Consider the following 25,814-nt stretch of genomic DNA (forward strand, 5'->3'; position numbering starts at 1 on the left):
CCTCAGCCGTTCGGCGTCGGCCGGACGGCGCGGCGCTCGCGCAGCGTCCGCAGCACCCGGCGGGTCGCCCTGGTGGCGACCGGGGGCAGCAGGTCCAGCGCAAGCCGGCGCGGGGTGGAGCGCTGGACGGACGCGGGTGTCTTGACCTGGTAGTTGAGCCGCACCACGCGCTGTCCGGCGATGGTGTCCTCGTCCACGGTGTAGCCCTCGGCCCGCCAGTCGCGCTCCAGCAGGACCTGCCGGGCGGCCGCGGCGTCGCCCCAGGTGCCGTAGAACTTCATCGGGGTGAGCAGCACCGGGCGCAGGCCGTCGGTGAAGACCGCCTCCCAGACCGCCGCCGAGACGCCCGGGGTGTGCTCGGAACGGTAGTCGTCCAGCGCGACCAGGCCGTCCTCGGCGAGCGCGGCCTTGGCCACCGCGATGTCCCCGGCGACGTGTTCGTACAGGTGGGAGGCGTCCACGTGGACGAACCGGCAGCTGCCGGCCGGGATCCGGCCGTCGGCCAGCACCGAGGTGGGCGCCTGGACGATCTCGGGCAACTCGGCGTGGAAGGCCAGGTAGTTGGACTCGAAGGCGCTGCGGGTGAGCGTCTTCCGGTAGGACATCGCCATCTCGGCGGCGTTGTCGGCGTCGCCCGCCTCGGAGTCGAACAGGTCGCAGACGGTCAGCCGCTCGCCGGTCCGCAGGTGGTCGCCGAGCAGTACGGCGCTGCGGCCGAGGTAGCTGCCGAGCTCCAGGACGTCGCCCTTGACCCCGGCCTCGCTCTGGCGGGAGAGCAGGTGTGCGAAGGCGGCCCGGTCCAGACCGAAGAACCAACCGGGGATGTCGTCCAGCTTCGCCGGGACGGGAGGGGCGGCTGCGGTCACTTCACTGGGCACGGCTGCCTCCAGGAGACGGGCGGAGCGCGGTGGTGGATCACGCCGCGGAGGGGCGCCGAGGTCGTGAGACGGATCATCATAGCGACGCGGGGGTCGGGTGGGGCCAGGTACGGAAAGGCCCAATTCCGCTCCATCGTCCTGTTGTTCGGCCGGGGTACGCCGACTGGGCTACGGCGCGCCCGCAGGGCCCGGCGAAGATCTGCCAGGCAGGCCCTGACCTCACCGGACAGAGCACCTAGCGCTCCAGCTCGGCGATGGTTCCGGTCAGCCAGGCCCGCTCGGCGGCGCCGGAGGCCCGGGCGACCAGCAGCATGCCGCGCCGGAACGGGTTCGGCTCGCGCTCGGCGGTGACCGGCTCGCCGTCCCGGTCGTAGAAGAAGCTGCTCGGCGCCTCCAGGAAGGCCAGGCGGCGGCGCAGAACGGCGGCCTGGCGGGGCGGGTCGGCCAGGTGGTGCAGGAAGGCGGCGAGCGTGAAGAAGCGCACCTGGTCGGTGATCTCGGCCTGCTCCGGATCGGCCAGTCGGCGCAGCAGCTCGGCCCGGCCCTCCTCGGTCAGTTCCAGGGTCTGGCGCGGCGCCGCCCCGCTGCCCGGCTCGGTGCGGCGGTCGAGCAGCCCGGCCTTCTCCAGCCGGGTGATGGCGGGGTAGAGCGCGCCGTCGCTGACCGGCCGGACGTGGCCGGTCAGGCCGGTGATCCGGGACTTGAGCTCGTAGCCGTGCAGCGGCTGGTCGTACAGGAAGCCGAGGATCGCGAGGGTCAGCACGGTTGAGGCCCTTTCGTCGGAGTGCGCCCCGTGGCGTGGTCATGCTACCTCTTGCCGAGATACATCGATTCGATGTATCCCTGTTTCCGACATAGCTCGAATCGATGCAATGAACGTCGTCGATGTCGTCGATGGGGTCGCCTCGCGTCGGCGTGGCGGCGGAACAGGGGGAACCATGCGCGGGCAACCGTCCCAACCGGCCGCACTGGCCGCACTGGCCGGGCCGGTCTACGTCGAACTGCTGTCCGGGGTGGTCGCCTCGGTGATCGGCACCCTCTGGGTGGCCGGCCTGGGCGGCACCGCCGTCGCCGCCGTCACCCTGGCCGGCACCGTCGAGAACCTGCTGCTCGGACTCGTCCTGGTGGTCTCCTCCGGCGCCAGCGTCCGGCTCTCCCACGCCCTCGGCGCCGGCGACCACGACGAGGCCGCCCGCACCACCCGTGCCGCCTGGCGCCTCTGCGCCGTCGGCAGCCTCGCCCTCGGCGTGCCCGGCTTCCTGCTGCGCGACCGGCTCGCCGCCGCCTTCCTGGACGGTGAGGCCGCCGCCCGCGCCGGCGAGTACCTCACCGTCGCCTTCCCGGCCTTCGCCCTCTTCTTCGCCCAACGCGTCGCCGACGAACTCTTCAAGGGCGCCGGCGACACCCGTACCCCGATGCGGATCGCCCTGCTCTCCAACGCCCTGCTGCTGGTGCTCGACCCGCTGCTCATCCTCGGCCCCGGCCCGCTGCCCGCCCTCGGCGTCACCGGGGCGGCCCTGGCGCTGGCGGCCTCCCGGGCGGTGGCCTTCGCCGTCACGCTGCGCCTGCGGCCGCGCACCGGCGGGGCGGCTCGGGGCGTCGGCTCGGCGGCGCTCCGGATCGTCCGTGCGGGTGCGCCCTTCGGCCTGGACTTCTCCGCCCGGATGGCGGTCGGTACGGCCCAACTCGGGCTGGTGGCGGGCTTCGGCGTGGCGGCGGTGGCCGGGTACGGGATCGGCTACCGGCTGCTGCTGGTCGTCACCATGGCCTTCTACGCCGTGCGCCAGGCCGCCGCGCTCCGCGCCGCGCACCTCGCGGGCGCCGGTGCCCGCGCCGCCCTGGGCGCGCTCCGGCGTGCCACCGTCCGCTTCGCCGCGCTGCTCGGCGCGGGGGCGGCGGCGCTGTCCGCCGCCCTGGCCGCTCCACTGACGTCGCTCTTCACCGACGACCCGGCGGTGGCCGCCCAGTCCGTCGGCTTCCTGCGCATGGCGGCGCTCTACCTGCTGCCGTACGCCCTGGTGGTCGCCCTCGGCGGCGTCCATCAGGCGACCGGCGCCGGGCGGCCGCTGGTGCTCTCGGTGCTGTTCGGCCTCGGCGCCCAACTCGCCTCGTCGGCGGGGCTGTCGGGGCCGCTGGGGGTGAACGGCGTGTGGCTGGGCCAGGCGGTCGGGGCGGTGACGCAGCTCGGCCTGATGCTGCTCCTCACCCGCCGTCGGCCCGCGCCGACGACGGCGCGTCGGGCGCGGGCCCTCCAACCCGTCGAGTGACCGGCCCGGCCAGGTCAGGACGCCGTGCCGGGCCGGGGCCGCAGTCCTTCGGCGAACACCCGGGCCGCCGCCAGATCGCCGGCGTCCGGCCGGTGTCGGTTGATCCCGCCGACGAGCCTGAACGGGAGCCAGGTGTCGTACCCGCGCGCCGTGAAGGTGTCGACCACCTGGAAGCCCTTCGGTTCGAGGAGCCGCACCAGGGGGCGGGTGAAGGGCCGGAACCGGGGGTCGGGCAGTCCGCTGGTGGCGAAGACGAACGCCCGGCGGGGTGCCGTCGGCGGGATCGAGCGGACGAAGTCGCGCAGCCTCGGGTGGGACGTCCCGGTGAAGATCCCGGAGCCGAAGCCCACCAGGTCGTAGGCGGCGAGTCCGGCCGGATCCAGTTGTTCGGGTTCGACCACCGGGGCGGCCAGGGTCCGGCCCATGACCTCGGCGATCCTCCTGGTGTTGCCGTGGGACACCGAGACGCACACGATGACGGCCTTCATGGCGATGCTCCCTTCGCTCCGCGCTCGCGGTGGTGCGGAACGGCCGCACCCGTCAGGTGGACAGGGCGGTGCGGGGGAACGTGACATCGGCGGGCCGGCGGGCGTGAGCGCGGGAAACCGGGTGGTCACCGCACGGTTACCCCAAGGAGATCTTCGACGTGTGGGGCCTGTGGCTGGACGGCGCCTACGCCGGCCACGCGGAGGTGAAGCGGACCGGCAACGTCGACGGCCATGAGCTGATCGCCGCCCTCGTCCCGGAGTTCTGGGGCCGGGGCCTGGGCTCCGAACTGGTCCGGGGCCTGATCCGCTACGCCGCCGACGAGCTGGGTCTCAAGGAGGTCTACAGCCTGGTGGGCGCGGAGAACACCCCGAGCCTGGCGCTGTGCGAGCGGCTGGGCTTCCGGCACCTGCGCGACTCGGTCGACGAGGACGGCTCGGTGGCGAAGGTGGTGGTCGTCTCCACGGCCGACGTGAGGTGACCCACCCACCGACCCGGTCCGGACGCTCCACCGGGGCGTCCGGACCAGGTCGGTGCTCGGCCTGGCGGGTGCGTCACGGGCGCCTTACCGCCGCCCGGAGGCTTCCTGCGGCTGGGCGGCGGCCCGGCCCGGCAGCCGGGTGGCGAGCAGCAGCCCCGCTGCGGCCACGGCGGCGGTCGCCAGCGCGGCGGGCGTGAGCGCCGCGCCCGGTGCGGTTCGGCCGGCGAGGGTGGTGGCCAGGGCGACGCCCAGGGCCGGGCCGATGTTCATCGCGGTCTGCTGCAGGCCGCCCGCCACACCCGCTTCGGCGGCGGCCACGCCCCGGACGACGGCCGAGGTGGCGGTGGCCATCACCGTGCCGAAGCCGCTGCCGAGCAGCAGGAAGCAGCCACCGATCGCGACGGCGCCCGAGGACGGGCCGAGCCGTGCGACGAGCAGCGCGCCCGCGGTGATCACTGCCATCCCGAACAGCACGGTGTCGCGGGTGCCGTGACGCTTCGCCAGCCGGGCCGAGGCGGGCGCGGCCAGGATCATCGCCGCCGCGAGCGGTGCCGCCCGCAGGGCGCTCCGCAGCGGGTCGAGGCCGAGGACGTCCTACAGGAAGTAGGTGGCCGGGAAGAGCGTCCCGAACACCGCCGCCGAGGCTGCGAGCAGGACGCCGAGCGCCGGGCCCACGGCCGGTGAGCGGAGCAGGGCGGCGGGCAGCAGCGGACGGGCGGTGCGGACGGTGAGCACGGTGCCGTCGACGGCGACCAGGACGGCGCCGGTGATGCTCGCGGCGAGGGTGAGCCGTTGGCGGCGTCGGGGTGTCACCGGGTGGCCGGGCCGAGGTGGGCGTCCAGGGCGGCGCGCAGCAGCGGGTCGACGTCCTCGCCGCCGGTGACCAGCCGCAGGCTGCCCCAGGCGCGCAGCTGGGCGAGGCCGTGCAGGTTGGCCCAGAGAGCGGCGGTGGCGGCGGTCGGATCGTCGCACCGGGGGTGGACCTCGGCGACCAGGCCGGCGAAGGTCAGGAACAGCGGCAGAGTGGTGCGGCGCAGCTCGGCGCCGCTGCCCTCCAGCAGGTCGTGACGGAACATCAGCTCGAACATGCCGGGGTTGGCCGCCGCGAAGCCGAGGTAGGCGCGGGCCAGGGCGTCGAGGCGGGTGCGCGCGTCGGCGCCGGTGGTGGCGGTGAGGGCGTCGGCACCCGCCAGGACGTCGGTGAGCTTGCCGAAGCCGTGCCGGGCGATGGCGGCGAGCAGCTCGCGGTGGGTGGGGAAGTAGCGGCGCGGCGCTCCGTGCGAGACCCCGGCGTGGCGGGCGATCTCGCGCAGGCCGAGCGCGTTGACGCCGTCCCGGGCCACCAACTCGACGCCCGCGGCCACCAGCCGGGCGCGCAGGTCCCTGTCCTGATCAGTCATAGACACTGTCTACCAGCGGTTGTAGACAATGTCTACTCACACTTCCGGCACCGCCCCGGGCAGAATCGGGGGCATGGACGAAGGCGGCGAGTCGGCCTGTTGGCTGGACCGGGTGTGCCCGGAGTGCGGGCGGCTGCGCGAGCGGCCCGGCCCGGGGCCGGGCGAGAACTGCGGCGCGGGCGGGGAGGCCGACGGGGAACCGGAACGGCGGCCGGACCGGGGTGGCGGTTCGATGACGCCGACGCCCGGCCCGGCCGACCGGTACTGACGCCGCGCGCTACTGCGGCGGCTGGTCGCGGAACTGGTCCTTGACGTGCTCCTGGGCTGCGTCGACCTGGTCGCTGTACTTGCTCTGAGTGCGCTCGTCGACGGTGTCCCCCGCCTTGTCGACGGCCTTCTCGGCCTGCTCCTCGTGCCCCTTCAGCAGGCTCTTGAGCTTATCCAACATGGACATGCGGTCACCCTCCTGGATGAGAGGCCCCCACCTCTCCAGGATCACCGCGGATGCCGTCCTCCGCATGTCGCGGCCGCGCGGCGGGCTTGGCAAGGCGGTCCCGGTCATGTCAAATCGTGAGTTCACGGACCGTCGGAAGGAGTCGCCTTGAAGCTGCGCAGCCGTCGTCAGACCTCCCCGTTCGACCGTTCCACCCCGTTCGGCCAGGCCACCCCGATACCGCGCCCGCGCACCGTCCGTCACCGGAGCCGCGCGGGCGCCGCGCTGACCGTCGCCTCCCTCGTCACCCCGCTGCTGCTTGTCGGCACCGGCAGCGCGAACGCCGACCCGGACCCGGCGCGCCGGGGTGCGAAGCTCGCCGAGCGCCTGGTCGAGGCCAGCAGCGCCGAGGACGCGCACGAGACGCTGGCCGCGCTGCAACGCTTCGCCGACCGCAACGGCGGTACCAGAGCCGCCGGTTCGAAGGGGCACGACGAGTCCGCGCGGTACATCTACGAGCAGGCGCGGCGGGCCGGGCTCAAGGTGTCCAGGCAGGAGTTCGCGTACACCTTCTTCGAGGCGCGGTCGCAGCGCCTGGACGTGGTGTCCCCGCAGGCCGAGTCGGTGCCCGTGATCGCCATGACGTACTCGGTGAGCGGCCCGGAGGCGGGCCTGACCGCCGACCTGGCCGTGGCACCGGTCAGCGCCACCACCGGCTGTGCGCCCGCCGACTACCCGGCCGGCGCCGTTACCGGCCGGATCGCGCTGATCCGGCGCGGCGGGTGCGGCTTCGCCGAGAAGCAGGCCGCCGCGGCGGCGGCCGGGGCCGTCGGCGCGATCGTCTACAACAACGCCGACGGCGACCTCAACGGGACGCTGGGCGAGCCGACCGCCGGGAAGGTCCCGACCGGCGGGATCACCAAGGCCGCCGGGGAGGCGCTGGCCGCGAAGGCCGCCGCCGGGCCGGTGCGGATCAAGCTCGACCTCCGTACCGTCATGGAGCCGCGCAAGACCTGGAACGTCATCGCCGAGACCCGCGGCGGCGACCCGGAGAACACCGTGATGATCGGTGCCCACCTGGACTCCGTCCCGGCCGGGCCGGGCATCAACGACAACGGCTCCGGCTCGGCCGGCATCTTGGAGGTCGCCAGGAACCTCGGCGTCCGCCCGGTGAGGAACAAGGTCAGGTTCGCCTGGTGGTCCGCCGAGGAGTTCGGCCTCCGGGGCTCCGAGGCGTACGTGAAGTCACTCGCCGAGGCGGATCGGAAGAGGATCCGGCTCTACCTCAACTTCGACATGATCGCTTCCCCCAACTACGCGCAGTTCGTCTACAACGGCTCCGGCAGTGCCGGCGGCGGCGCCGGACCCGATGGCTCGGCGCAGATCGAGCGGGACCTGACCGAGTACCTGGACGGCCGCGAGCTGCCGCACGACCCCTCCGCCTTCAACGGCCGCTCCGACTACGGGCCGTTCATCGACGCGGGTATCCCGGCCGGCGGCACCGACACCGGCGCCGAGGTGATCAAGTCCCCGGAGCAGGCGGCCCGTTACGGCGGCACGGCGGGCACCGCCTTCGACGCCTGCTACCACCAGGCCTGCGACGACCTGGACAACATCGACATGGACGCCTTCGACGTCAACATCGGCGTGATCGCCCACGCCGTCGGCACCTACGCCTGGGACCTCTCCTCGCTGCAGCGGCCCGTACCGGCCCGGAGCCCGGCCGCTCAGACCGCGGCCGGCGCGGGTATGAGTGGTACGGGCAGTGGCTCCGGTGGAGGGGCCGACGCCCACGAGGTGACCGCCTGACGCCCGGGTGGGCCCGCTGCCGTCCTCGGGCGGCGGGCCCACCCGCCTGCCGTGCGCATACCGTCCATCCGGAGCCTCCCTTCCGACATCGCTCCTGGTGGGGCCGGGCGCGAGCCACCGTAGCGGACGCCACTGACAATCCGGGCCCGTGCCCTGTACGGTGCCGCGCGGAGCGCATCCGCCGAGACCCGGTGGGTGCGCCGAGCCCGGTCCTGACACCATGGGACCGAGATCACGACACCGTGACACCCTCGGAGGAGTCAGCAACATGAGCACGCACTACGACGTCGTCGTCCTCGGCGCGGGGCCCGGCGGCTACACCGCCGCCGTCCGCTCGGCCCAGCTGGGCCTCAAGGTCGCGGTCATCGAGGCCAAGTACTGGGGCGGCGTCTGCCTCAACGTCGGTTGCATCCCCTCCAAGGCCCTACTGCGCAACGCCGAGCTGGCCCACATCTTCACCAAGGAGGCCAAGACCTTCGGCATTAAGGTCGAGGGCCAGGTGAGCTTCGACTTCGGCGAGGCCTTCCGCCGCAGCCGCTCGGTGGCCGACGGCCGGGTCAAGGGCGTCCACTACCTGATGAAGAAGAACGGCATCACCGAGTACGACGGCTGGGGCACCTTCGTCGACGACCACACCCTGCAGGTCGCGCTCAGCGGCGGCGGCTTCGACGTCGTCACCTTCGACCACTGCATCATCGCGGCCGGCGCCACCACCCGCCTGCTGCCCGGCACCAGCCTGAGCGACCGCGTGGTCACCTACGAGGAGCAGATCCTCACCGAGCAGCTGCCGGAGAGCATCATCATCGCGGGCGCCGGCGCGATCGGCGTCGAGTTCGCCTACGTGCTGCACAACTACGGCGTGAAGGTCACCATCGTCGAGTTCCTGGACCGCGTGGTCCCGCTGGAGGACGTCGAGGTCTCCACCGAACTCGCCAAGCAGTACCGCAAGCTGGGCATCGAGGTGCTCACCTCCACCCGGGTCGAGTCGATCGACGACAGCGACCCGAACGCCAAGGTCCGCGTCACCGTCACCAAGGACGGGCAGCAGCAGGTGCTGGAGGCCGACAAGGTGCTCCAGGCGATCGGCTTCGCGCCGCGGGTCAACGGCTACGGCCTGGAGAACGCCGGGGTCAAGCTGACCGACCGCAACGCCATCGCGGTGGACGGCCGCGGCCGCACCAGCGTCGACCACATCTTCGCGATCGGCGACGTCACCGCCAAGCTGATGCTGGCGCACGCCGCCGAGACCATGGCCGTGATCGCCGCCGAGACCATCGGCGGGGCGGAGACCATGGAGGTCGACTTCGTCATGATCCCGCGCGCCACCTACTGCCAGCCGCAGATCGCCTCCTTCGGCTACACCGAGGCGCAGGCCCGCGAGCTGGGCTACGACGTCAAGGTCGCCAAGTTCCCGTTCACCGCGAACGGCAAGGCGCACGGCCTCGGCCACCCGATCGGCTTCGTCAAGGTCATCAGCGACGACAAGCACGGCGAGCTGCTCGGCGCCCACCTGATCGGCCCCGAGGTCACCGAGCTGCTGCCCGAGCTGACCCTGGCCCAGCAGTGGGACCTCACCGTCCACGAGGTCGCCCGCAACGTGCACGCCCACCCGACCCTGGGCGAGGCGGTCAAGGAGGCCATCCACGGCCTGGCCGGTCACATGATCAACATGTGACGGACAACAGATCCGACGCCGTGCCCCGCCGGGATCCCGCCCGGCGGGGCACGCGTGGTTCAGACCCGGCCCGCGATCAGGCCCAGCTGGCCGTCGAAGCGCCGGTAGAGCACCCGGCCCCGGCCGTCGGTGGGGTGGGCGAAGAACAGGAACGGCAGCTCGGCGGCCTCCAACCGGTCGACCGCCTGCTGCTCGGTCAGCAGCGGCGCGCCGTGCGGGCTGAGGGTGATCGGCGCGGTGCGGCGGCCGGACGGACCGGCCGGGAGCGTCCGGGCCAGCCGGTAGCCGGTCGGCCCGACCCGGTAGACCACGGCGTCGGTCTCGGTCGCCGGGTCGGTGAACAGGTGGATGTCGTAGTCCATCGCGTCCATCGTCCGGGCCGCCGCCTCGGGCGAGCACCACACCAGCGAGGGCTGCTTGCGCCGGACGATCCGGCGACCGCCCGTGGGCGGCACCCGGGGAGTGGGGGCCGCCTGCGCCGACCACGGGCGCGGCGCCCAGGCACCGGTGACGGCCCGGATCCTGCCGCGCAGGGAGTCGGCCACCCGGTCGAGCGAGTCGCCCAGCCCGGCCGCCGCCCGCTGCACCCGGATCCGCCGCCCGTCCACCTCGGCGTTCGCCTGCGCCAGCACCCCACCGGTCACACCGGCCAGCCTGACCCGCAGCGACTCCACCAGCGTCCCGGCGCCGGAGGCGAGCGCCGCGGCCGCCGCGACCCGCGCCCGGGCCTCGGCCAGCGCCTCACCCGCCAGCCCGCCCTCGAACGCCCCCACCGTGACCAACTCGCCCATCGTCCAGGCCCTTTCGCTGCCGTCCGACGCGTCCCTTCGGCGCGACCGGCGACCAGGATCCCGGCCGGTCCGGGCCCTGGGCCAGGGCCGAACGACCCCACGACCAGGGTCGGCCGGTCCGAGCCCCCGGCGAAGATCCGCACGACACGCCCCAGGGCCGGGCGGACCGTCCGCTCACCGGTGGGCCGGCTCCCGCAGCGCCCGGTGGGTGAGCACCGCCCCCGCCGCGGACAGCACGGCGAGGACGACCCCCAGGACGTGCAGGGCCCCCGTGAACCCGGCTGCGAGCGCCTCGCGTCGGGCCGGGTCCACCTGTCCCTGGACGGCGTGGGCGGCGAGCCGGGCCGCCTCGCCGGGAGGGAGACCGGGCAGGTGGGCGGCGGTCAGGGTGGTGAGCAGCGCGGCCGCGCCCGAGACCGCGACCGACTCGCCGGTGATCCGCAGGGTGTTGAAGATGCCGGCCGCGGCGCCGACCCGTTCCACCGGCACGGTGCTCACCGCCGCGTCGTCCATCACCCCGAACGCCAGCCCCACCCCGGCCCCGAAGGGCAGCAGCGGCACCGTCAGCGCCGTCCAGGAGGCGTCGCCGCGCACGGTGAGCAGCAGCAGGGCGCCCAGCGCGATCAGCGCCGAGGCGGCGGTGAGCACCGTACGGACGGAGAGCGCCGCCGCGAGGCGACCGGCCGGCAGCGGCAGCAGCAGGACGGGTGCCGTCAGTGGCAGCAGGAGCAGACCGCTGGTCAGCACGTCGAGCCCGCCCACGCCCTGGAGGTAGGCGGGCAGGTAGACCAGCAGCACGACGAAGCCGAGGGTCACGGTGAACGGCTGGCACACCACCGCGAGGAACTCGGGCCGCCGGAACAACCGGACGTCGAACATCGCCCGCTCCGGCCGGCGCAGCTCCACCACGACGAAGGCGACCACCAGCGCGGCCGCGCCGACCAGCGGCAGCAGGGTGCTCGGGGCCGCCCAGCCGGCTCCGGTGGCCCGGACCAGCGCGAACGACAGCGCGGCGAGCCCGGCGGTGAAGCAGCCCAGCCCGGCCAGGTCGATCGGCGGGCGGTCCGGGGCGCGCGACTCCGGCGCCCGGGTGGCGCACAGATAGGCGGGCACGGCCAGTGCCGCGACCAGCAGGAACACCGCGCGCCAGCTGCCCGCCTGCACCAGCGCACCGGCCGCCGGGGGCCCCACCGCGAGGCCGGTGCCGAAGGAGGTGCCCAGCACCCCGAAGGCCAGCTGCCGGCGCCGCCCCGACGTCGAGTCGGCCAGCACCGCCGCGCCCGCCGCCAGGACGGCCGCCGCCCCGCACCCCTGCACCGCGCGGGCCGCGTCGACCACCGCCATCGACGGCGCGAGCGCGACCAGCAGGGACAGCGCCCCGACCAGCGCGATCCCGGCCAGCAGCACCCGGCGCCGGCCGATCCGGTCGGCGAGACCGCCCGCGGCCAGCGGCAGGGCGGCGAAGGTGATGTTGAAGGCGTTCAGCATCCACTGGGCGGCGTCGGTCGAGGCGCCCAGCCGGGCGGCCATGCTGGGCAGTGCGACGGCGGCGCCGGTCACCGAGAACGGCAGCATCATGCTGGCGCAGCCGACCGCGGTGACGGTGGCCCAGTAGTGGCCCCGGCCGGCGTCCGTCGCCGTCAGGAGGTGTGGAGACGTGGTCATGCGGCGATGTTCGGCGGGTGGTGCCGACGGATGGAAGGGAGTCCCGTTCCCTGGGTCCGACAGGGCCACCCTCCGGCCCCCGCGCCCCCGTGGCGCGCCCCCATACTGGAGCGCATGGCCGACCCGAACCCGCTCGCCGGCAGCCTCGGCGAGTACCTGCGCGCCCGCCGTGCCCTGCTCACCCCCGAGGAGGCCGGGCTGCCGCCGACCGCTCGCCGCCGGGTGCCGGGGCTGCGGCGCGAGGAGGTCGCGGAACTGGTCGGGCTCAGCACCGACTACTACGTGCGCCTGGAGCAGGGCCGCGCCGACCGGCCCTCGGACGAGGTGCTGGACGCGATCGGCCGGGCGCTGCGGCTCGGCCCCGCAGAGCGCGCCCACCTGTACGACCTGGCCCGCCCGCCGCGCCGGTCGGCGGCGGGACGGCAAGCCGCGGGAAGGGCGGAGGCGCTGCGCCCGGCGCTGCGGCGGGTGGTCGAGGCGATGGCGACCACCCCCGCCCTGGTCATGAACGACCGCAACGACGTGCTGGCGTGGAACCGCCTGGCCGCCGCGCTGATCGCGGACTTCCCCCGACTCCCGCCGCACGAGCGGAACATGGCGCGCCGGATCTTCCTCGACCCCGAGGCCCGCGAGGTCCACCTCGACTGGCCGGAGGCCGCCCGTACCACCGTCGGCATCCTGCGGATGGCCGCGGGGCGGCGGCCGCACGATCCCGGGCTGGTCCGGCTGATCGGTGAACTCTCCCTCGGCAGCGCGGAGTTCCGCGCCCTGTGGGCGGGCCGCCAGGTGCACGAGAAGAGCCACGGCTCCAAGCGCTTCCACCACCCGGCCGTCGGGGAGGTCGCCCTGGACTACGAGACCTTCCGCGCCCCGGGCGCCGCGCACCAGCTGCTGGTGGTCTACACGGCCGCGCCCGGGAGCCGTGCCGAGGAGGCGCTGAGCCTCCTCGGCACGCTCACCGCCGAACCCGCCGGCCGGTGACGGCGTTTCGCCCGCGGGGCCGGTACGGACGGCCGGCGCCGGGGCCGGGCCGCCCCCGGCGCCGTTCGGGTCAGGGCAGCAGGAGGATGCGGCCGAGCTGGGAGCGCTCCTCCAGCAGCCGGTGGGCGGTGGCCGCCTCGGCGAGCGGGAGGCGGGTGTGCACCGCGGTGCGCAGCCGACCGGAAGCGAAGTGTTCGGCGGACTCCTCGATGTCCCGGCGGGCGAGCTCCGGTCGGGCCGCGCGCCAGGCGAGCAGTGAGAAGCCGGTCACCGCGTGGAGGCCGAACAGTCGCATCACGGGCACGCTGCCCGGCTCGCCGTCGGCGGCGCCGTACACCACCACCCGGCCGAGCGGGGCCAGCACCTCGAAGCCGCGTTGCAGGATCTGACCGCCGACCGAGTCCAGGACGACGTCCACGCCCTGCGGCACGGCCGCGCGGACCTGCTCGGTCCAGTCGGGGGCGGTGTAGTCGACGGCGACGTCCGCGCCGAGTTCCCGGACGAAGTCGAGTTTGGCCGCCGAGCCGGCGGCGGCGATCACGGTGCCCGCGCCGAGCACCTTGGCGAGCTGGACGGCCAGGTGGCCGATCCCGCCGGCGGCGGCGTGGACCAGCACGGTCTCGCCGGGGGCGACGCGGCCGGTGCGTAGTGCGCCGAGTGCCACCGGGGCGCCCATCGGCAGCATGCTGGCCGCGCCGAGGTCGAGTCCGTCGGGGACCGGGGCCAGCCAGGCGGCGTCGGCGAGGACGAACTCGGCGAAGGCGTCCTCGGCCAGCGCCGCGACCCGCCGCCCGAGCAGCTCCTCGGCCGTGCCGGGGCCGACCGCCTCGACGGTGCCGACGACATCGCCGGTCAGGACACCCGGCAGCGGCCGGCGGAAGACCGATCCGGCGGGCGCGCCGCGCCGGAACCTGGTGTCCACGAAGTTCGCCCCGATCGCCTCCGTGCGCAGCAGGACCTGGCCGTGCCCCGGGGTCGGGGTGTCGGCCTCCTCCTCCGTCAGGACCTCGGGGCCGCCGTACCGGTGGTACCGGATTCGTCGCATGGTGCCTCCCTGGTTGGGGCCGGCCCGGAGTTAACTGGACCGGCGGTCAGCTTCCATCGGGGACCGTACTGGACCGTCGGTCCAGTTGTCCACGGGTACGATCCACGGGTACGAGACGACGAGGGACGGGCAGCCCATGACCGAGGGCCGACGCGAACGCGCCGATGCGATCCGCAACCGGCGCGCGATCCTGCGGGCCACCGAGGAACTGCTCGCCGGCCACCGGCCCGAGCAGATCTCGATGGAACAGGTCGCGGCCGCCGCCGGGGTGGGCAAGGGGACGGTCTTCCACCGCTTCGGCAGCCGGATGGGCCTGATGCTCGCTCTGATGCAGGAGCGGGCGCTCGACCTGGACGAGGCCCTGCGCAGCGGGCCGCCGCCGCTCGGCCCCGGCGCCCCGCCCCGGGAGCGGATGCTCGCCTTCCTGGACGCGATGGTCGCCGTCGTCGCCCGGAACAAGAGCCTGCTGGCCGCGCTCGGCCACGCCGCCGCCACCGCCCCGAGGCCGCCCGACCAGGGCCCGCCCCGCGACCACCCGGTCTACCGGTCCTGGCACGGCCACCTGAGCGCGCTGATCGCCGAACAACGGCCTGACCTGGACGCCGAACTTCTCGGCCACCTCCTGCTCGGCTCCCTGCAGAGCGACCCGATCCTGCGGCTGATGGAGCGGGGCGAGGGGCAGCGGCTCGCCGACGGGCTGCGGGAGCTTGCCACCTCGCTGGTCGACCGCTGACGTCCGCTGGTCGACCGCCGGCGTCCGCCCGGTGATCCGGGCCCGCCGACTGGGCCGAACGGGCGGCAGCCGAGGGCGCGAGGCCGTTGCGCGCCCCTCGATGGGCCGCGCTTCCTAACCTGGGGCGTGACCTCTCCGCCCCGGAGCCGTGCGCCCGGCGGGGACCGGGGCGGCCCGTCGGGGGCCGCGCGGACCGTCGCAACGTCGGATCAGCGGATGAGTGGAGGGGCGCTTGCGGGAGCGGTCCGCGAAGGCGCAGCAGCAGTCGCTACCGGTGCTGGTCCAGTACGGCCACCGCTCCTGGCTGGTGCCCGCCGCGCTGCTGGTGGCGGTCGTGGTGGTGGACGGGCTCACGCCCCACTCCTTCGCCTCCGTCAGCTGGCTGGTCCTGGTCCCCGTGGTCGCCGCCGGGCTCTGCGGCCCGCAGCTCACCGTGGTGTTCTCCTGCCTGTCGATCGCCGGCTACCCGGCGCTGGACAGCATCTGGGCCAAGTCCCAGGGGACCGAGGACTTCCTACTGGTGATCGCCGGGGCCGTCCTGGCGGTGCCGATCAGCGTCTTCCGCGCCCAGGCCGCCGCCTATGTCCATCACCTGCGGGGCGCCGCCGAGACCACCCGGCAGGTGGTGCTGAGGCCGGTGCCGCCGGGCTGGGGCGGCGTGGACTCGGCAGCGCGCTATCTGGCGGCGGACATCGAGGCCCGGGTGGGCGGTGACTTCTACGACGTCGTGGCCACCCCCTTCGGCGCCAGGGTCATCCTCGGCGACGTCCAGGGCAAGGGACTGCCGGCCGTCTCCATGGCGGCGGCCGTGGTCGGCTGCTTCCGGGAGGTCGCCTTCCACGAGGAGGACCTGGCCACCGTCGCCGCCCGGCTGGAGGAACGGCTGCTCCGGCAGAACCGGCTCGTGGCCCAACTGGGCGGGCGCGAGGAGCGGTTCGCCACCGCGGTGGTCATCTGGTTCCCCGGCGACGCGCCGGAGCAGATCGAGATGGTCAACTTCGGCCACGACGGCCCCCATGTCCTGGGCCCGGCCGGGGTACGGCAGTTGCCGACGGGCCGCGGTGCGCCGATCGGCCTCGCCCAGCTGGCCGGCGGGCTCCCGGAGGTCCGGCGGCTGCGGTTGGCGGAGGACGAGACGGTGCTGATCGTCTCCGACGGGGTGACCGAGGCCCGTGACCGGCAGGGTGCCTTCTTCGACCTGCGCGCGCACCTGGACCGCCTGGCCGGCCTGCCCGGGGCCGCCGACCCCGAGCGCCTGGTGGACGAGCTCGCCGCCGCCGTCGTCCGGCACACCGGCGGTCGCCGGACGGACGACACCGCGCTGCTCGCCGTCCGCCGCCCCCTCGAAGCGCTGTTGGACTGAGCGCCGAGGCGGTGCCGCGCCGGTCTTCGTTCGGGGTACCTCGGCGCGGCTTCCGCCCGGGCCGCCGAGGCCGGCTCCACCAGGTGGGCCCCGAGCCGTGAGCCCTGGGCCGTGAGCCGTGAGCCGTGAGCCGTGAGCCTCAGCCGTGCACTCCTCAGCCGTGCAACGAGGCGAGGGCCGCGCCCAGCCGCCGGGCCGCCTCGTCCGCGACCTCGCCGAGCCCGCCGCCCGAACCGGCGAGGGTGACCAGCGTCTGCGGGTCGACGGCCTCCACCACGGTGGCGTCGCCGTCCGTGCGGACCACCACGTTGCAGGGCAGCAGCAGCCCGATCCGGCGGTCGGCCTGGAGCGCCCGGTGGGCCAAGGCGGGGTTGCAGGTGCCGAGGATCAGGTACTCCTCCAGCTCCTCGCCGAGTTTCTCGCGCATGGTCGCCTGGACGTCGATGGTGGTCAGGACACCGAAGCCCTGCTCCTTCAGCGCGGCGGTGACGGCCTCCACCGTCTGACGGAACGGCCGGTCGAGCCGGACGCCGAGCCCGTAGTCCACGATTCCTCCTCGGAGCACCCTCTCGGGATCCCGCCCAGTATCGGCGGCGCCGGGGCCACCCGCCTCCCGGCGCCGCGTTCGGCCGCGTCAGGCCCGCAGCTGCGCCACGGCGAGCGAGGGGCGGGGGATCCGGCTGATCACCGAGCCGATCAGGGTGCCGATCGCGACCCCGAAGACCGCCGACACGGCGGCCAGCACCGACTGTGCGCCGTTGCCGACCTCGATCTGCGCGGTGTTGAGCAGGCCGAAGGAGCCCGGCACCACGATCCAGAACGCCGGGAGGTAGAGCACCTGCCAGAGCGGTCCGCCGGGCAGCCAGTGCACCACGGTGGCCGCGACCGCGGCGCTGACCGCCCCGGCCAGGCCGCCGATCGCCGCGCCGTGGACCGAGCCCACCACCACCTGGACGGTGACGCTGACCGCGATCACCGCGACGATCCACGGGACGGCCGACGGCGGGGTGTTGACGTTGACGACGACGCCGGCCACCGCGAGCGCCAGCCCGAGGGCGATCACCCACCAACTGGGCTTGGCCACCTGGATGTTGGCCAGGGCGGAGGCTGGCATGCCGATCGCGGTCGCGGCGGCGGCCACCCCGGCGAGGAAGAGCGCCAGTTGCACCGCGCCGGACACCAGCCGGGCCGTGCCGGCGCTGGAGGCGCCGGCCGCGATCTCGGAGAGCCCGGTGACCAGCAGGCCGCCCGGCAGCAGGATCGCCAGGGTGGCCACGATGGTGCGCAGTGGGCCGTCCAGCAGTGAGGCCCGGGCGAGCGAGAGGACGAGCAGCGCGACCAGGAACCCGGCCGTGACGGGCAACAGTGGTCGCAGCCGGGGCAGTCGGCGGGCCAGCACGGTCAGCCCGACCACGATCAGCGAGCCGGCGCCGGCGGCCAGCACGTTCGCCGTCACCGGCTGGAGGAAGATGCAGACCCCGACCCCGACCGGCAGCGCCCCGAGGTCCGCGACCCAGGTGGGCCAGCGGGCCGGAGCCCGGCGGATCCGGTCCAGCTCGGCCAGTGCCTGGCTCCCGTCGACCTCGCCGGCGCGCAGCCGGTGGACCAGGTGGAGGACGTCCGCGGTCTGCTCGAACCGCAGGGCGGCGCCGACCGGCTGGAACCGGGTGCCCTCGTCCGTGTCCAGGGCGACGAACAGGCCGTTGGTCAGGGCGGCGACCCGTACGTCCGGAGCCCCCATCGCCCGCCCCAGACCGTGGAGTTCCTCCTCGACGTCGTGGACGGGAAGGCCGCCACCCAGGAGGGCTTCGCCCAGTTCGAGCAGCAGGCGGCGGAGCGGGTCCGGTGGGGCCTCGACGCCCCGGACCGATGGAGACTTGCTAGACATGGCAGGTATCGTCCCATCCCGCCCGAATCGGTCCGACTGTGCCCCGGTCTGTTCGCGGCTACGGGGCACAGCGGTGGCGCGCGGGCCGGGTCCGGACGGGTCAGTTGACGTAGACCGCCGGGCCGCCGGGCTGGGTGGTGTCGGTGGCCGGGCCGTAGCTCGCGGAGAAGTACCCGTCGGCGGGGCAGAGGCCGGAGCCGCCGCTCTTGGCGAAGTGCTCGTTGGTGAAGGTCAGGCTGTGGGCGGTGTTGTCGGCGGTGCCGGTGAAGGCGCCGCTGAGCTGATAGCTGCAGGTGATGGTGCCGAACCAGGTGTTGAGGACGGCGGTGGCCTGGATCGGGCCGGCGCTGCCGCCGGTGAGGGTGACCGGTAGGCCGGTGCCGTCGTCGACGGTGACGCCGTAGGGGAGGGTGTCGACGGTCAGGCTCTGCACCGAGGTGACGCCGGTGACGTTGCTGGTGCAGGAGTCGAAGGTGAGGCCGGTCAGGGACTCGGTCGCGGTCCCGGGGGCCGCCGGGTTGGTCAGCACGGTGGCGGCGAGCTGGGAGGTGGCGCAGGTGACGCCGGTCGTGCTGGTCGCGGTGGAGTAGAAGGTGGCGGAGGTGTTCGCGGCGAGGGGCGCGGCGAGCGCGTCGCCCGCCGCGAGGGCGGCGCCGTCCGCGCCGTCGGCGGTCAGCACCGCCGGGGCGGCGTCGCCCGGCGCGGCGGAAGCGGGGACGGCGGCGACCAGGGCGAGGGCGGCGACGGCGGCGGACACGGCAAGGTGGGGGCGGATGCGCATGGGAAGGCCTCTTCTTCGGTGAGGGGTCGAGAAGACGAACGTCCGCTGCTCCCGGGAGGCGGGGAAACGGGGAGCTGTCTACGTTCTAGGGCCGTGTCGGTGTGCCGTCAAGGCGCTGCGGGCAACTTGCTGACTTTTCGTCAACAAGCGCTGCAGGGCAGCGCCCGGTCGCCGCGTGCCAGGTGCGGGAGTCCGTCGTCCGAGTAGCCCGGCCACCGTCTCTCACGGGCGATCGCGAACCGCTCCGACACGGCCTCCGCCTCCCGCCGCGCGAGCGCGTCGGCGATGCGGACGGTCGGCGCCAGGTCGAACCCCGGGTGACCTCCGGGCGACCTCAGGGCCGGTCGTTCCGCCGGCCCGGAGGCCGCTGCTTTGCTGGCCGTACGCGGAATCGGCGGACGGAGGCCGGGTTGGACATCGGGGGAGCGAGCACGCTCGGCGTCGCGGTCGTGGGCGTCGTGGGGACACTGATGTCCGCGCTGCTGACGCAACGCGCGGCGGACGGCGGCCGGCGGCGTGAGCAGGAACGCGCCGAGGAGGTGGCGGAGCGGCGCCGACGTGAGCGTGAACTGTGTGCGTGCTACGTCGGGTTGAACGCGGCGGCCCGGCAGTACCTGGCCGCCCTCACCGACCAGGTGCACGCGCTGGGCCGGGACGCGGACCTCCCGGCGGCCCGGCAGCGGCTGGCCGAGGCACGCGACCAGTACCGCGCGGTGTACGCCGAGGCGCAGCTGCGGGTGCCCGAGCGAGTCCTCGACCTCGCGGGCCCGTTCAGCCACGACCTGGGCGAGCTCTACGGCATGATCCGCCGCCTCGACGCCGGTGTGCCCCGGGCCGGTGACTCGCCGGCTGCCGTCCAGGAGGGCATCGACGCCCGGTGGGCCGGGCTGCGCCGGATGCGGGGCGAGATGCGGGCCCAACTGGGCGTGTCCCGGGCGGATTCCGGGCGTTGAGCAGGCCGGTCGCGGAATTCGGCTGCCACAGGGGCGAGAGCTCGGCATAGTGGCGGGTAGTCACGGAGGAACTCGGAGATCCGGAGAGGCGGGGAGCCGGTGGGCGACGTGGAGGACGGCGGCGTACAGGGGCTGCGGGCCTGGATCGCGGACGCGGAGGAGCGGGTCAAGCGGTTGCTGCCCGACCCGGGGAGCCGCCTGCCGCTGCTGCGCGAGTGCGAGGCGTCCGTCCGCGAACTCGAACAGCTGGTACGGCTGCTGGACCACGACCCGGCGCTGCGCAGCGCGGCGAGCATGTGGCTGGGGGCCGCGCTGACCATGCGGTGGGCCGCCGCCAATGCACCGGCCGACCGGGACCGCGCGGAGTCCCTGCTGCGGGAGGTGCGGGACCCCGCCACGGTGCTGGGTGCGACGGCGAGCGAGGAGCACCGCCAGTGGGCGGCGTTCTACCTGCTCGCGCTGCTCACGCCCATTCCGGCGCAGAGCGGGTTCGACTCGGTGCCCGACATGTCGGCCTACCTCGACTGGTTGACGCGGTCCACCCCGGCCGAACTGATGGGCTTGGCCCGGGAGATGCAGACGCTGTTCGCCGAGATGGGGGACCTCCCGCTGCCGCCGGAGCACCGCGAGCTGCTGGGCCGCATGCAGGAGGGGATCGCGCATCCGACGGCGGCCGGGATCCACGACCTCCTGGCGAGCATGATTCCGGACGGAGATCCGTTCTCGGACCGGTTACGGCAGATGCTGGACGGCATGTTCGGACCGGCTGCCGCCGCCGACCCGGGCAGGGACCCGGCCCCGGATCCGGATCCGGAACCCGCCCCGGACCCGGCGACCGTCCTCGATCCCGAGTCCCTTCGCCGCGTCGTCGCCGGTATGGACGCCGTCAACGCCACCACCCACGGCCTCGACGAAGCGCTGAACAGCACCGACCCCCACCGGGCGCTCAACCACCTGCTCGGCCGGCTGCGTGACGTCCAGGACCGACAGCCCCCCGGCCCCGACCAGTCCCACCACCTGGAAGGGCTCCGGGCGCTCCTGCTCAACGTCGGTGCCGGTATAGGTGGCACGCTCCAGGACCGGGAGGCGGGCCGCCGGAACATGGCGGCGATCCAGGACAGCCTCGGGAAGATGGGGGGCTCCCTGCCACCTGGCATCGGCGACCCCACCGTCCTGGGCCGGTCGCTGGACCTGTACCACCGGATCATGGACGTCGGGGAGACCGGGAACGCCGAGCACGACGTACGGGTGGTGCGCGGCCTGGTGGCCGAGGCCGAGCGACTGGCGGAGGAGGTCCCGGACGGCTTCTTCCGGGGGATCGTCCTGCTGACGCTCGGCGCGGCCCGCGCCAAGCTCGGCATCGTCGCCCAGGACCGGGAGCTGCTCCTGGACAGCCTGTCCGTCATGGAGGGCGGGATGGCCACGGTGAAGGAGACCGGGACGCCCTTCGGTGACGAGATCCCCGTCCCGGCCGGCCCGGACTACGACCTCCTGCGCGCCTTCCTGTCCGACACCCCGCCGGCGCCGATGCACGAGTACCAGGCCCCGCCGCCGAAGGCCTCGACGGACGAGGTCTACAACGCCGCGCTCTCACTGGCCCTCCGCTTCGGCATGACCCGCGACCGGGCCCTCCTCGACCGGCTGATCGAGGAACTGGAGCGAGTCCGCGACGGCGTCCGGGAGGGCAGGGCGCCGCGGATCGCCGCCGAGGCGCTCTGGTACCTGGCCGGGGCGTACCGGGTGCGCGCGGTCGAGAACGAGGACGTGTCGGACACCAGGGCCCTGGAGGCCGCCAAGGAGGCGCTGACCGCGCTCGCCGCGGACGTCCTCCTGCAGACCGGTGCCGAGCACGGGCTGGTGGCCGCCCGGGCCGGAGCCAGCCGGGGCGCCCAGGCCGCGCTGTGGGCGGGATCGCAGGGGCGGCTGCACGAGGCCGTGGCCGCACTGGAGTTGGGCCGGGCGCTGGTGCTGCACGCGGCGTCCACGTCGGTGGCCGTCCCCGAACTCCTGGAACAGCACGGCCACCACGAGCTCGCCGAAGCCTGGCGAGCCGCCACCGCGACGACGGACGGCGGCAGCCACGTCGGAGGAGTGCCCGGCGAACTGCCCAGCGCCCTGCGCCGCCAGGCGCTGCAGGCGCTGGGCTACCGCGACGAGGGCGGCCTGCTCGCCGCCCCCACGCTGAGCGAACTCGACGACGGGCTCGCGGCCAGCGGTGCGGACGCCCTGCTGTACCTGGTGCCCGGCGGCGAGGTCGGTCCCGGGATCGTCATCGCGGTGGGCCCGCACCTCGGGGCCGGGATGGGCGTCCTGGAGCAGCTCTCCCAGGCCGAGAGCGGCCCGCTGGAGAGCTACCTGGACGCCGCCGCCGCGCTCGATGCCGCCGTGAAGGAAGGCCGTACGGAGGACCCCGCCCTGCGCCAGGCCTGGGAGGAAGCGCTCGCCGCGCTCTGTGAATGGGCCGGCGCGGTCCTCGGCCCGGTGCTGGCCGGCCTGGAGGAACGGCTGGCGGCCGACGGCCGGCCGCTGCGGATCGTCCTCGTGCCGTGCGGGCGCCTCGGCATCGTGCCCTGGCACGCCGGCCGCTTCCCCGGCGAGCCGCCCCACGAGCACCTCTGCCAGGCCGCGGTGATCAGCTACGCCGCCTCGGGCAGCCAGTTCCTGCGCTCCGTACGACGCGCACCCCGGCCGCCGGCGGCCGCACCCGTGTTGCTCGCCGATCCGACGCAGGACCTGATGTACGCCGAGATCGAGGTGCTGGCGTTGCGGGACTCCTTCTACCCGCAGGCCCGGGTGTGCGGGGAGGTCTCGGACCTGGCCGAGGAGGAGCTGGCCCCGGGCACGCCCGAGGCCGTCCTCGGGTACCTCGCCGACGGGGCCTCGGTGCTCCACCTGGCCGCGCACGGCTCGGCGGGTACGAACCCCACGGCCTCGGCGCTTCGCCTGGCCGACCCCGACGGCGACCCGGATTCCCGCACGGGCCTGCTCACCGTCACCCGGTTGCTCGACCGCCCGGATGCCCGACAGCACAACGAGGACGGCCCGTTGGTCGTGCTCAGCGCCTGTCAGACCGACCTCTCCACGCGCGACCACGACGAGGCGCTCACCCTCACCACGGGCTTCTGCACGGCCGGTGCCCGGGACGTCGTCGGCTCCCGCTGGGCCGCCTCGGACGGCGCGTCGGCGCTGCTCATGGCGGTCTTCCACCACCACCTGAACGTCGACCGGCTCAGCCCCGTCGATGCGCTGCGGGCCGCCCAGCTGTGGATGCTCGACCCGGACCGGCAGGCCCCGAGCTCGCTGCACGAGGAACTCGTCGGGGAACTGCGGCGCCCGGACCTGGACCGGATCGCGCACTGGGCCGCCTTCATCCATCAGGGCCACCCCGGTCCGGCCGGGCACGGGGACGGGAACGATCCGAAGAAAGGGAAGAGCTCGTGAACGAGGACGGCACGGGCGAGGGCGGCGGGCGGGCGACGGAGCGGCTGCTCGGTCTGATCCGCGAGCACCACGACAGCATCCGCGCACAGCTCGGCGAGGAGGGGTACGCGGTACTGCTGAGCCGGCTGGAGGCGCTCGCCGCCGTGGCCGCGGACGACGAGCGGGGCCGGCGCAGCGCGCTCCAGGGCGTCCGCCGGGCCCTGCGGCCACTGTCCTTCGACCACCCGGTACGCGCCGCGCTGGACTCCTCGCGGCTGGTCGCCGCGCCGCCCGTACCGGCGGACGTGGACGTGGCCCGCGAGCTGCTGGCCTGGCTGTCGGCTCCGGCGGACGAACCGGAGCCCCCGGCCGGGACCAGGCCGGGCCACCTGCTGCTCGACGCGCTGACGCTCTCAGCGCAGGAGGCCCGGGACCGCTGCGGCGGCCCGCCGCCGCCCGAGCTGATCCGGGTACCCGGTTCCCCGGAAGGCGCGCGCTACCCGCGCTTCCAGTTCACCGCGGGCAGCGGCGCCCCGTACGGGGTCGTCCTGGAGGTCAACCGGCTGCTGCTCGCGGACATCGACCCCTGGGGCGCCGGGAGTTGGTGGCTCAGCGACAACAGCTGGCTGGGCGGCGCGCCCGCCTCGTTGCTCGGCCGCCTGTCCGACGACCGGCTGGTCGGGGCGGCGACCCAACTGGTGGAGGGAGAATGATGAGCGACCGCCCTTTCGACGCGACCGGCTTCTTCCCCAGGATCAAGACAGCGCTGCACCCCAACTTCTCCGCCATCCCGGCCGGCACCGAGCTGTGGCGGGTGCACAAGTCCCATTACGCGCCGGACCAGTTCAACGACCGGCTCTCGGACATCCACTTCGACGGCGGCCGCTTCGAGGGCACCGCGCTCGACCCGTACCACTACCTCTACCTGGCGCGGACGCCGCTCACAGCCCTCGCCGAGAGCATGCTGCGCTCGGTGCCGTACGGCCGGGACGGCAGGCGGGAGGTCGGCTACGCGGTGGCCCACGGCCGCTCGCTGAGCTGCCTGCGCGCCCGGCACGACCTCACCCTGGCCTCCCTGAAGACCGGCCCCGACCTGGCCGCCGTCTGCCAGGAGTCCCTCCTCGACGACGAGCGCAACTACGCCGTGTCACGGCGCTGGTCGAGCGAGATCAGGGCGCAGGCGCCGGACGCGCAGGGCCTGCTCTGGGACTCCCGGCGCAACCGGGGCGAGGACGTGCTGATGCTCTACCGCGACCGGGTCGAGCAGTGCGCGGGCGGCCCGTTGGAGGTGCTGGCGCAGCGGAGCATCCTCGACCTCGGCTCAGCTGAGGGGCTTGAGCAGGTCAACGAATTGCTCAAGCCGTTGCGGGCGGAGGTCTCGGTGCCCGTGGGGTGGTGAATCCGGCGGCCCGGAATGATCGCCCGCAACTTGTGCGCCGCCGAGGGGTGATGCCATCGTGGGCGCATGGCATCACCCCTCCCTGACCCTTCGTCACTTGTGCCCGAACTCAAGGAGGTCCGGCGGGCAGGGCTGGTCCGCCTGCGCGGACGTGCGCTGCCCGCGTTGGAGTCCGCAGCCGAGGCCACCTCCGGGTCCACCGCCGCCGGCGCTGCCCGGACGCCTGGCGCGGCCGTCGAGGCGCTGCTGCGGCTGGCCGTCTCCGGGCTGGACGCCGGGACGCTGCGCACCGCCGCCGAGTACACCCTGGGCCTGGCGCAGGGCACCCGGGACTGGCCGGCCTCCGACCGCCGGGCGCGGGCGGCCGGGGTGTACGGGGTGAGCGTGGAGCGGTTCCGCAAGGATCACGAGGTGATGGTCCTGGAACAGGTCGCCGAACACATCCTGCGCCTCGCTGCGGAGCCGGGGCCGGCACCTTCGAGAGCCGGCGCGGGCACGCACCGGACGGTCCACGTCACGGCCGGTGGGCGGCCGGTGGCGCTCACCCTGCACGTCCACCCGGTGGACCTGCTGCGCGAGGTGGACGTGGTGGTCTCTCCCTCGAACGTGTACTTCGCGCTGCCCGAGCCGTACAAGGCCTCGGTGGCCGCCTCGCTGCGCCGCGCGGCCGCCCGGCGCGGGGTGACCGGTGACGTGCAGGCGGACCCGCTGCACGAGGAACTGCGCGCCTGGGCGGGCGGGTACGGGGTGGCCGGGCGCGCCGTGCTGCCCGGCACGGTGGCGGCCACCGGCTCAGGGGCCCTGGCGGAGCGGGGAGTTCGCCGGATCTACCACGCGGCGGTGGCCGTTCCCCGGGCCGGAACGAACGACTACGACGTGTTGCCCTCCGACGTGACCCGGGCCGTCTCCCGGGCGTTCGCGGTCCTCGCGGAGGAGCGGCAGCGGTTCGACCCGCCGCTGCGCTCAGTGTGCTTCCCGCTGCTCGGTTCGGGGCGCGGCGGCCTGTCGTACCAGGCCGGCCTGGCCGCCGTGTGGGCCGCGGTGGAGGCCGAGTTGGCGGGCGGGGCGCCGTGGGAGGTGCACTTCGTGGTGCGCACGCCCGAGGCCGCGGCGCTCGTGGAGCGCATTCCGGCCGGGATCCGCCCCGCTCACGACCGGCGGGCGACCGGCTGATCCGGTGCAATGGAAGAGCGCGACGGAAGAGCGCAGGCAGGAGCGCAAGGCAAGCACGAAGCGCGCCGCACCGCGATCCACGGGGGTGATCGCGGTTGCGTGCGCGGGCGGTCCGATGGAAAGGTGATCGCCTCCCGGACGCGTCGTCCGGGACGTCGAGTTGACGGACGGTCACACGGGGGCGGTGCATGGT

25 protein-coding genes and 1 pseudogene are annotated in these 25,814 nt (G+C 74.5%); 13 read left to right on the forward strand and 13 right to left on the reverse strand.

Annotated elements, in window-relative coordinates:
- Nucleotides 1-2: 2 nt before the first annotated feature.
- Both ACH4E7_RS12390 and ACH4E7_RS12395 read right to left on the reverse strand, forming a co-directional pair.
- Entirely contained in the window at nucleotides 3-878 is an 876-nt protein-coding gene (locus ACH4E7_RS12390) for a class I SAM-dependent methyltransferase (RefSeq protein WP_396248990.1), read from the reverse strand.
- A 235-nt stretch (nucleotides 879-1,113) separates the two neighbouring features.
- Nucleotides 1,114-1,641, reverse strand: coding sequence for a PadR family transcriptional regulator (locus tag ACH4E7_RS12395; RefSeq protein ID WP_396248991.1), 528 nt, complete (start codon nucleotides 1,639-1,641; stop codon nucleotides 1,114-1,116).
- 175 nt (nucleotides 1,642-1,816) lie between these two features.
- On the opposite strand from ACH4E7_RS12395, the gene ACH4E7_RS12400 reads away from it, so the two are divergent.
- Entirely contained in the window at nucleotides 1,817-3,145 is a 1,329-nt protein-coding gene (locus ACH4E7_RS12400) for an MATE family efflux transporter (protein ID WP_396248992.1), read from the forward strand.
- A gap of 14 nt (nucleotides 3,146-3,159) precedes the next feature.
- On the opposite strand, the gene ACH4E7_RS12405 is transcribed toward ACH4E7_RS12400, so the two are convergent.
- On the reverse strand, nucleotides 3,160-3,633 hold the full coding sequence (locus ACH4E7_RS12405) for a flavodoxin family protein (protein ID WP_396248993.1): 474 nt from the start codon (nucleotides 3,631-3,633) through the stop codon (nucleotides 3,160-3,162).
- A 158-nt stretch (nucleotides 3,634-3,791) separates the two neighbouring features.
- Here ACH4E7_RS12405 and ACH4E7_RS12410 point away from each other — a divergent pair, with 158 nt between their 5' ends.
- A complete protein-coding gene (locus ACH4E7_RS12410) occupies nucleotides 3,792-4,112 on the forward strand; it encodes a GNAT family N-acetyltransferase (RefSeq protein WP_396248994.1) in 321 nt (106 codons plus the stop codon).
- Nucleotides 4,113-4,196: 84 nt separating this feature from the next.
- Here the strand turns inward: ACH4E7_RS12410 and ACH4E7_RS12415 are convergent.
- From ACH4E7_RS12415 to ACH4E7_RS12425, 3 genes and pseudogenes are all read right to left on the reverse strand, one after another.
- Nucleotides 4,197-4,691 (reverse strand): annotated as a pseudogene (locus ACH4E7_RS12415) (MFS transporter); the annotation flags it as partial.
- Between the two features lie 15 nt (nucleotides 4,692-4,706).
- On the reverse strand, nucleotides 4,707-4,925 hold the full coding sequence (locus tag ACH4E7_RS12420; RefSeq protein WP_396248995.1) for a hypothetical protein: 219 nt from the start codon (nucleotides 4,923-4,925) through the stop codon (nucleotides 4,707-4,709).
- The gene (locus ACH4E7_RS12425) at nucleotides 4,922-5,512 is read right to left on the reverse strand and encodes a TetR/AcrR family transcriptional regulator (RefSeq protein ID WP_396248996.1); all 591 of its coding nucleotides are present in this window, start codon (nucleotides 5,510-5,512) and stop codon (nucleotides 4,922-4,924) included. The genes ACH4E7_RS12420 and ACH4E7_RS12425 overlap by 4 nt, the downstream gene beginning before the upstream one ends.
- A gap of 73 nt (nucleotides 5,513-5,585) precedes the next feature.
- Here ACH4E7_RS12425 and ACH4E7_RS12430 point away from each other — a divergent pair, with 73 nt between their 5' ends.
- The gene (locus tag ACH4E7_RS12430; protein ID WP_396248997.1) at nucleotides 5,586-5,780 is read left to right on the forward strand and encodes a hypothetical protein; all 195 of its coding nucleotides are present in this window, start codon (nucleotides 5,586-5,588) and stop codon (nucleotides 5,778-5,780) included.
- A 9-nt stretch (nucleotides 5,781-5,789) separates the two neighbouring features.
- Here the strand turns inward: ACH4E7_RS12430 and ACH4E7_RS12435 are convergent, their stop codons facing one another.
- Nucleotides 5,790-5,966, reverse strand: coding sequence for an antitoxin (locus ACH4E7_RS12435; RefSeq protein WP_396248998.1), 177 nt, complete (start codon nucleotides 5,964-5,966; stop codon nucleotides 5,790-5,792).
- A 216-nt stretch (nucleotides 5,967-6,182) separates the two neighbouring features.
- Here ACH4E7_RS12435 and ACH4E7_RS12440 point away from each other — a divergent pair, with 216 nt between their 5' ends.
- The gene (locus tag ACH4E7_RS12440; RefSeq protein WP_396249112.1) at nucleotides 6,183-7,754 is read left to right on the forward strand and encodes a M28 family metallopeptidase; all 1,572 of its coding nucleotides are present in this window, start codon (nucleotides 6,183-6,185) and stop codon (nucleotides 7,752-7,754) included.
- 268 nt (nucleotides 7,755-8,022) lie between these two features.
- Nucleotides 8,023-9,429 (forward strand): dihydrolipoyl dehydrogenase, encoded by a 1,407-nt coding sequence (gene lpdA, locus ACH4E7_RS12445; protein WP_396248999.1) that lies wholly within the window; start codon nucleotides 8,023-8,025, stop codon nucleotides 9,427-9,429.
- 59 nt (nucleotides 9,430-9,488) lie between these two features.
- Here the strand turns inward: lpdA and ACH4E7_RS12450 are convergent, their stop codons facing one another.
- Together ACH4E7_RS12450 and ACH4E7_RS12455 are read right to left on the reverse strand one after the other, a co-directional pair.
- Nucleotides 9,489-10,220, reverse strand: coding sequence for a sigma 54 modulation/S30EA ribosomal C-terminal domain-containing protein (locus ACH4E7_RS12450; protein ID WP_396249000.1), 732 nt, complete (start codon nucleotides 10,218-10,220; stop codon nucleotides 9,489-9,491).
- Nucleotides 10,221-10,394: 174 nt separating this feature from the next.
- Nucleotides 10,395-11,885 carry an MFS transporter gene (locus tag ACH4E7_RS12455; RefSeq protein ID WP_396249001.1) on the reverse strand — a complete coding sequence of 497 codons (1,491 nt, stop codon included), beginning with the start codon at nucleotides 11,883-11,885 and terminating at the stop codon, nucleotides 10,395-10,397.
- Nucleotides 11,886-11,999: 114 nt separating this feature from the next.
- On the opposite strand from ACH4E7_RS12455, the gene ACH4E7_RS12460 reads away from it, so the two are divergent.
- Nucleotides 12,000-12,866 (forward strand): helix-turn-helix transcriptional regulator, encoded by an 867-nt coding sequence (locus ACH4E7_RS12460; RefSeq protein ID WP_396249002.1) that lies wholly within the window; start codon nucleotides 12,000-12,002, stop codon nucleotides 12,864-12,866.
- A gap of 70 nt (nucleotides 12,867-12,936) precedes the next feature.
- Here ACH4E7_RS12460 and ACH4E7_RS12465 read toward each other — a convergent pair whose 3' ends face one another.
- Nucleotides 12,937-13,911, reverse strand: a complete 975-nt coding sequence (locus ACH4E7_RS12465; RefSeq protein ID WP_396249003.1) for a zinc-binding alcohol dehydrogenase family protein — start codon at nucleotides 13,909-13,911, stop codon at nucleotides 12,937-12,939.
- Nucleotides 13,912-14,047: 136 nt separating this feature from the next.
- On the opposite strand from ACH4E7_RS12465, the gene ACH4E7_RS12470 reads away from it, so the two are divergent.
- Entirely contained in the window at nucleotides 14,048-14,644 is a 597-nt protein-coding gene (locus tag ACH4E7_RS12470; protein WP_396249004.1) for a TetR/AcrR family transcriptional regulator, read from the forward strand.
- A gap of 232 nt (nucleotides 14,645-14,876) precedes the next feature.
- Entirely contained in the window at nucleotides 14,877-16,007 is a 1,131-nt protein-coding gene (locus ACH4E7_RS12475; protein ID WP_396249005.1) for a PP2C family protein-serine/threonine phosphatase, read from the forward strand.
- A gap of 154 nt (nucleotides 16,008-16,161) precedes the next feature.
- Here the strand turns inward: ACH4E7_RS12475 and ACH4E7_RS12480 are convergent, their stop codons facing one another.
- The 3 genes from ACH4E7_RS12480 to ACH4E7_RS12490 all read right to left on the reverse strand — a co-directional run bounded on the left by ACH4E7_RS12480 (nucleotide 16,162) and on the right by ACH4E7_RS12490 (nucleotide 18,676).
- The gene (locus tag ACH4E7_RS12480) at nucleotides 16,162-16,554 is read right to left on the reverse strand and encodes a DUF302 domain-containing protein (RefSeq protein WP_396249006.1); all 393 of its coding nucleotides are present in this window, start codon (nucleotides 16,552-16,554) and stop codon (nucleotides 16,162-16,164) included.
- 87 nt (nucleotides 16,555-16,641) lie between these two features.
- Nucleotides 16,642-17,895, reverse strand: coding sequence for a threonine/serine exporter family protein (locus tag ACH4E7_RS12485; protein ID WP_396249007.1), 1,254 nt, complete (start codon nucleotides 17,893-17,895; stop codon nucleotides 16,642-16,644).
- Between the two features lie 100 nt (nucleotides 17,896-17,995).
- Nucleotides 17,996-18,676 carry a Tat pathway signal sequence domain protein gene (locus tag ACH4E7_RS12490; RefSeq protein ID WP_396249008.1) on the reverse strand — a complete coding sequence of 227 codons (681 nt, stop codon included), beginning with the start codon at nucleotides 18,674-18,676 and terminating at the stop codon, nucleotides 17,996-17,998.
- 410 nt (nucleotides 18,677-19,086) lie between these two features.
- On the opposite strand from ACH4E7_RS12490, the gene ACH4E7_RS12495 reads away from it, so the two are divergent.
- From ACH4E7_RS12495 to ACH4E7_RS12515, 5 genes are all read left to right on the forward strand, one after another.
- Complete coding sequence (locus tag ACH4E7_RS12495) at nucleotides 19,087-19,629, forward strand: hypothetical protein (protein ID WP_396249009.1); 543 nt, start codon at nucleotides 19,087-19,089, stop codon at nucleotides 19,627-19,629.
- Nucleotides 19,630-19,728: 99 nt separating this feature from the next.
- Nucleotides 19,729-23,070 carry a CHAT domain-containing protein gene (locus tag ACH4E7_RS12500; protein WP_396249010.1) on the forward strand — a complete coding sequence of 1,114 codons (3,342 nt, stop codon included), beginning with the start codon at nucleotides 19,729-19,731 and terminating at the stop codon, nucleotides 23,068-23,070.
- The gene (locus tag ACH4E7_RS12505; protein WP_396249011.1) at nucleotides 23,067-23,762 is read left to right on the forward strand and encodes a hypothetical protein; all 696 of its coding nucleotides are present in this window, start codon (nucleotides 23,067-23,069) and stop codon (nucleotides 23,760-23,762) included. The genes ACH4E7_RS12500 and ACH4E7_RS12505 overlap by 4 nt, the downstream gene beginning before the upstream one ends.
- Nucleotides 23,762-24,448 (forward strand): RES family NAD+ phosphorylase, encoded by a 687-nt coding sequence (locus tag ACH4E7_RS12510; RefSeq protein ID WP_396249012.1) that lies wholly within the window; start codon nucleotides 23,762-23,764, stop codon nucleotides 24,446-24,448. The genes ACH4E7_RS12505 and ACH4E7_RS12510 overlap by 1 nt, the downstream gene beginning before the upstream one ends.
- 66 nt (nucleotides 24,449-24,514) lie before the next feature.
- Nucleotides 24,515-25,621 (forward strand): hypothetical protein, encoded by a 1,107-nt coding sequence (locus ACH4E7_RS12515; protein ID WP_396249013.1) that lies wholly within the window; start codon nucleotides 24,515-24,517, stop codon nucleotides 25,619-25,621.
- Nucleotides 25,622-25,814: the final 193 nt, after the last annotated feature.

The organism is Kitasatospora sp. NPDC018058 (assembly GCF_044327205.1).
GTDB lineage: Bacteria > Actinomycetota > Actinomycetes > Streptomycetales > Streptomycetaceae > Kitasatospora.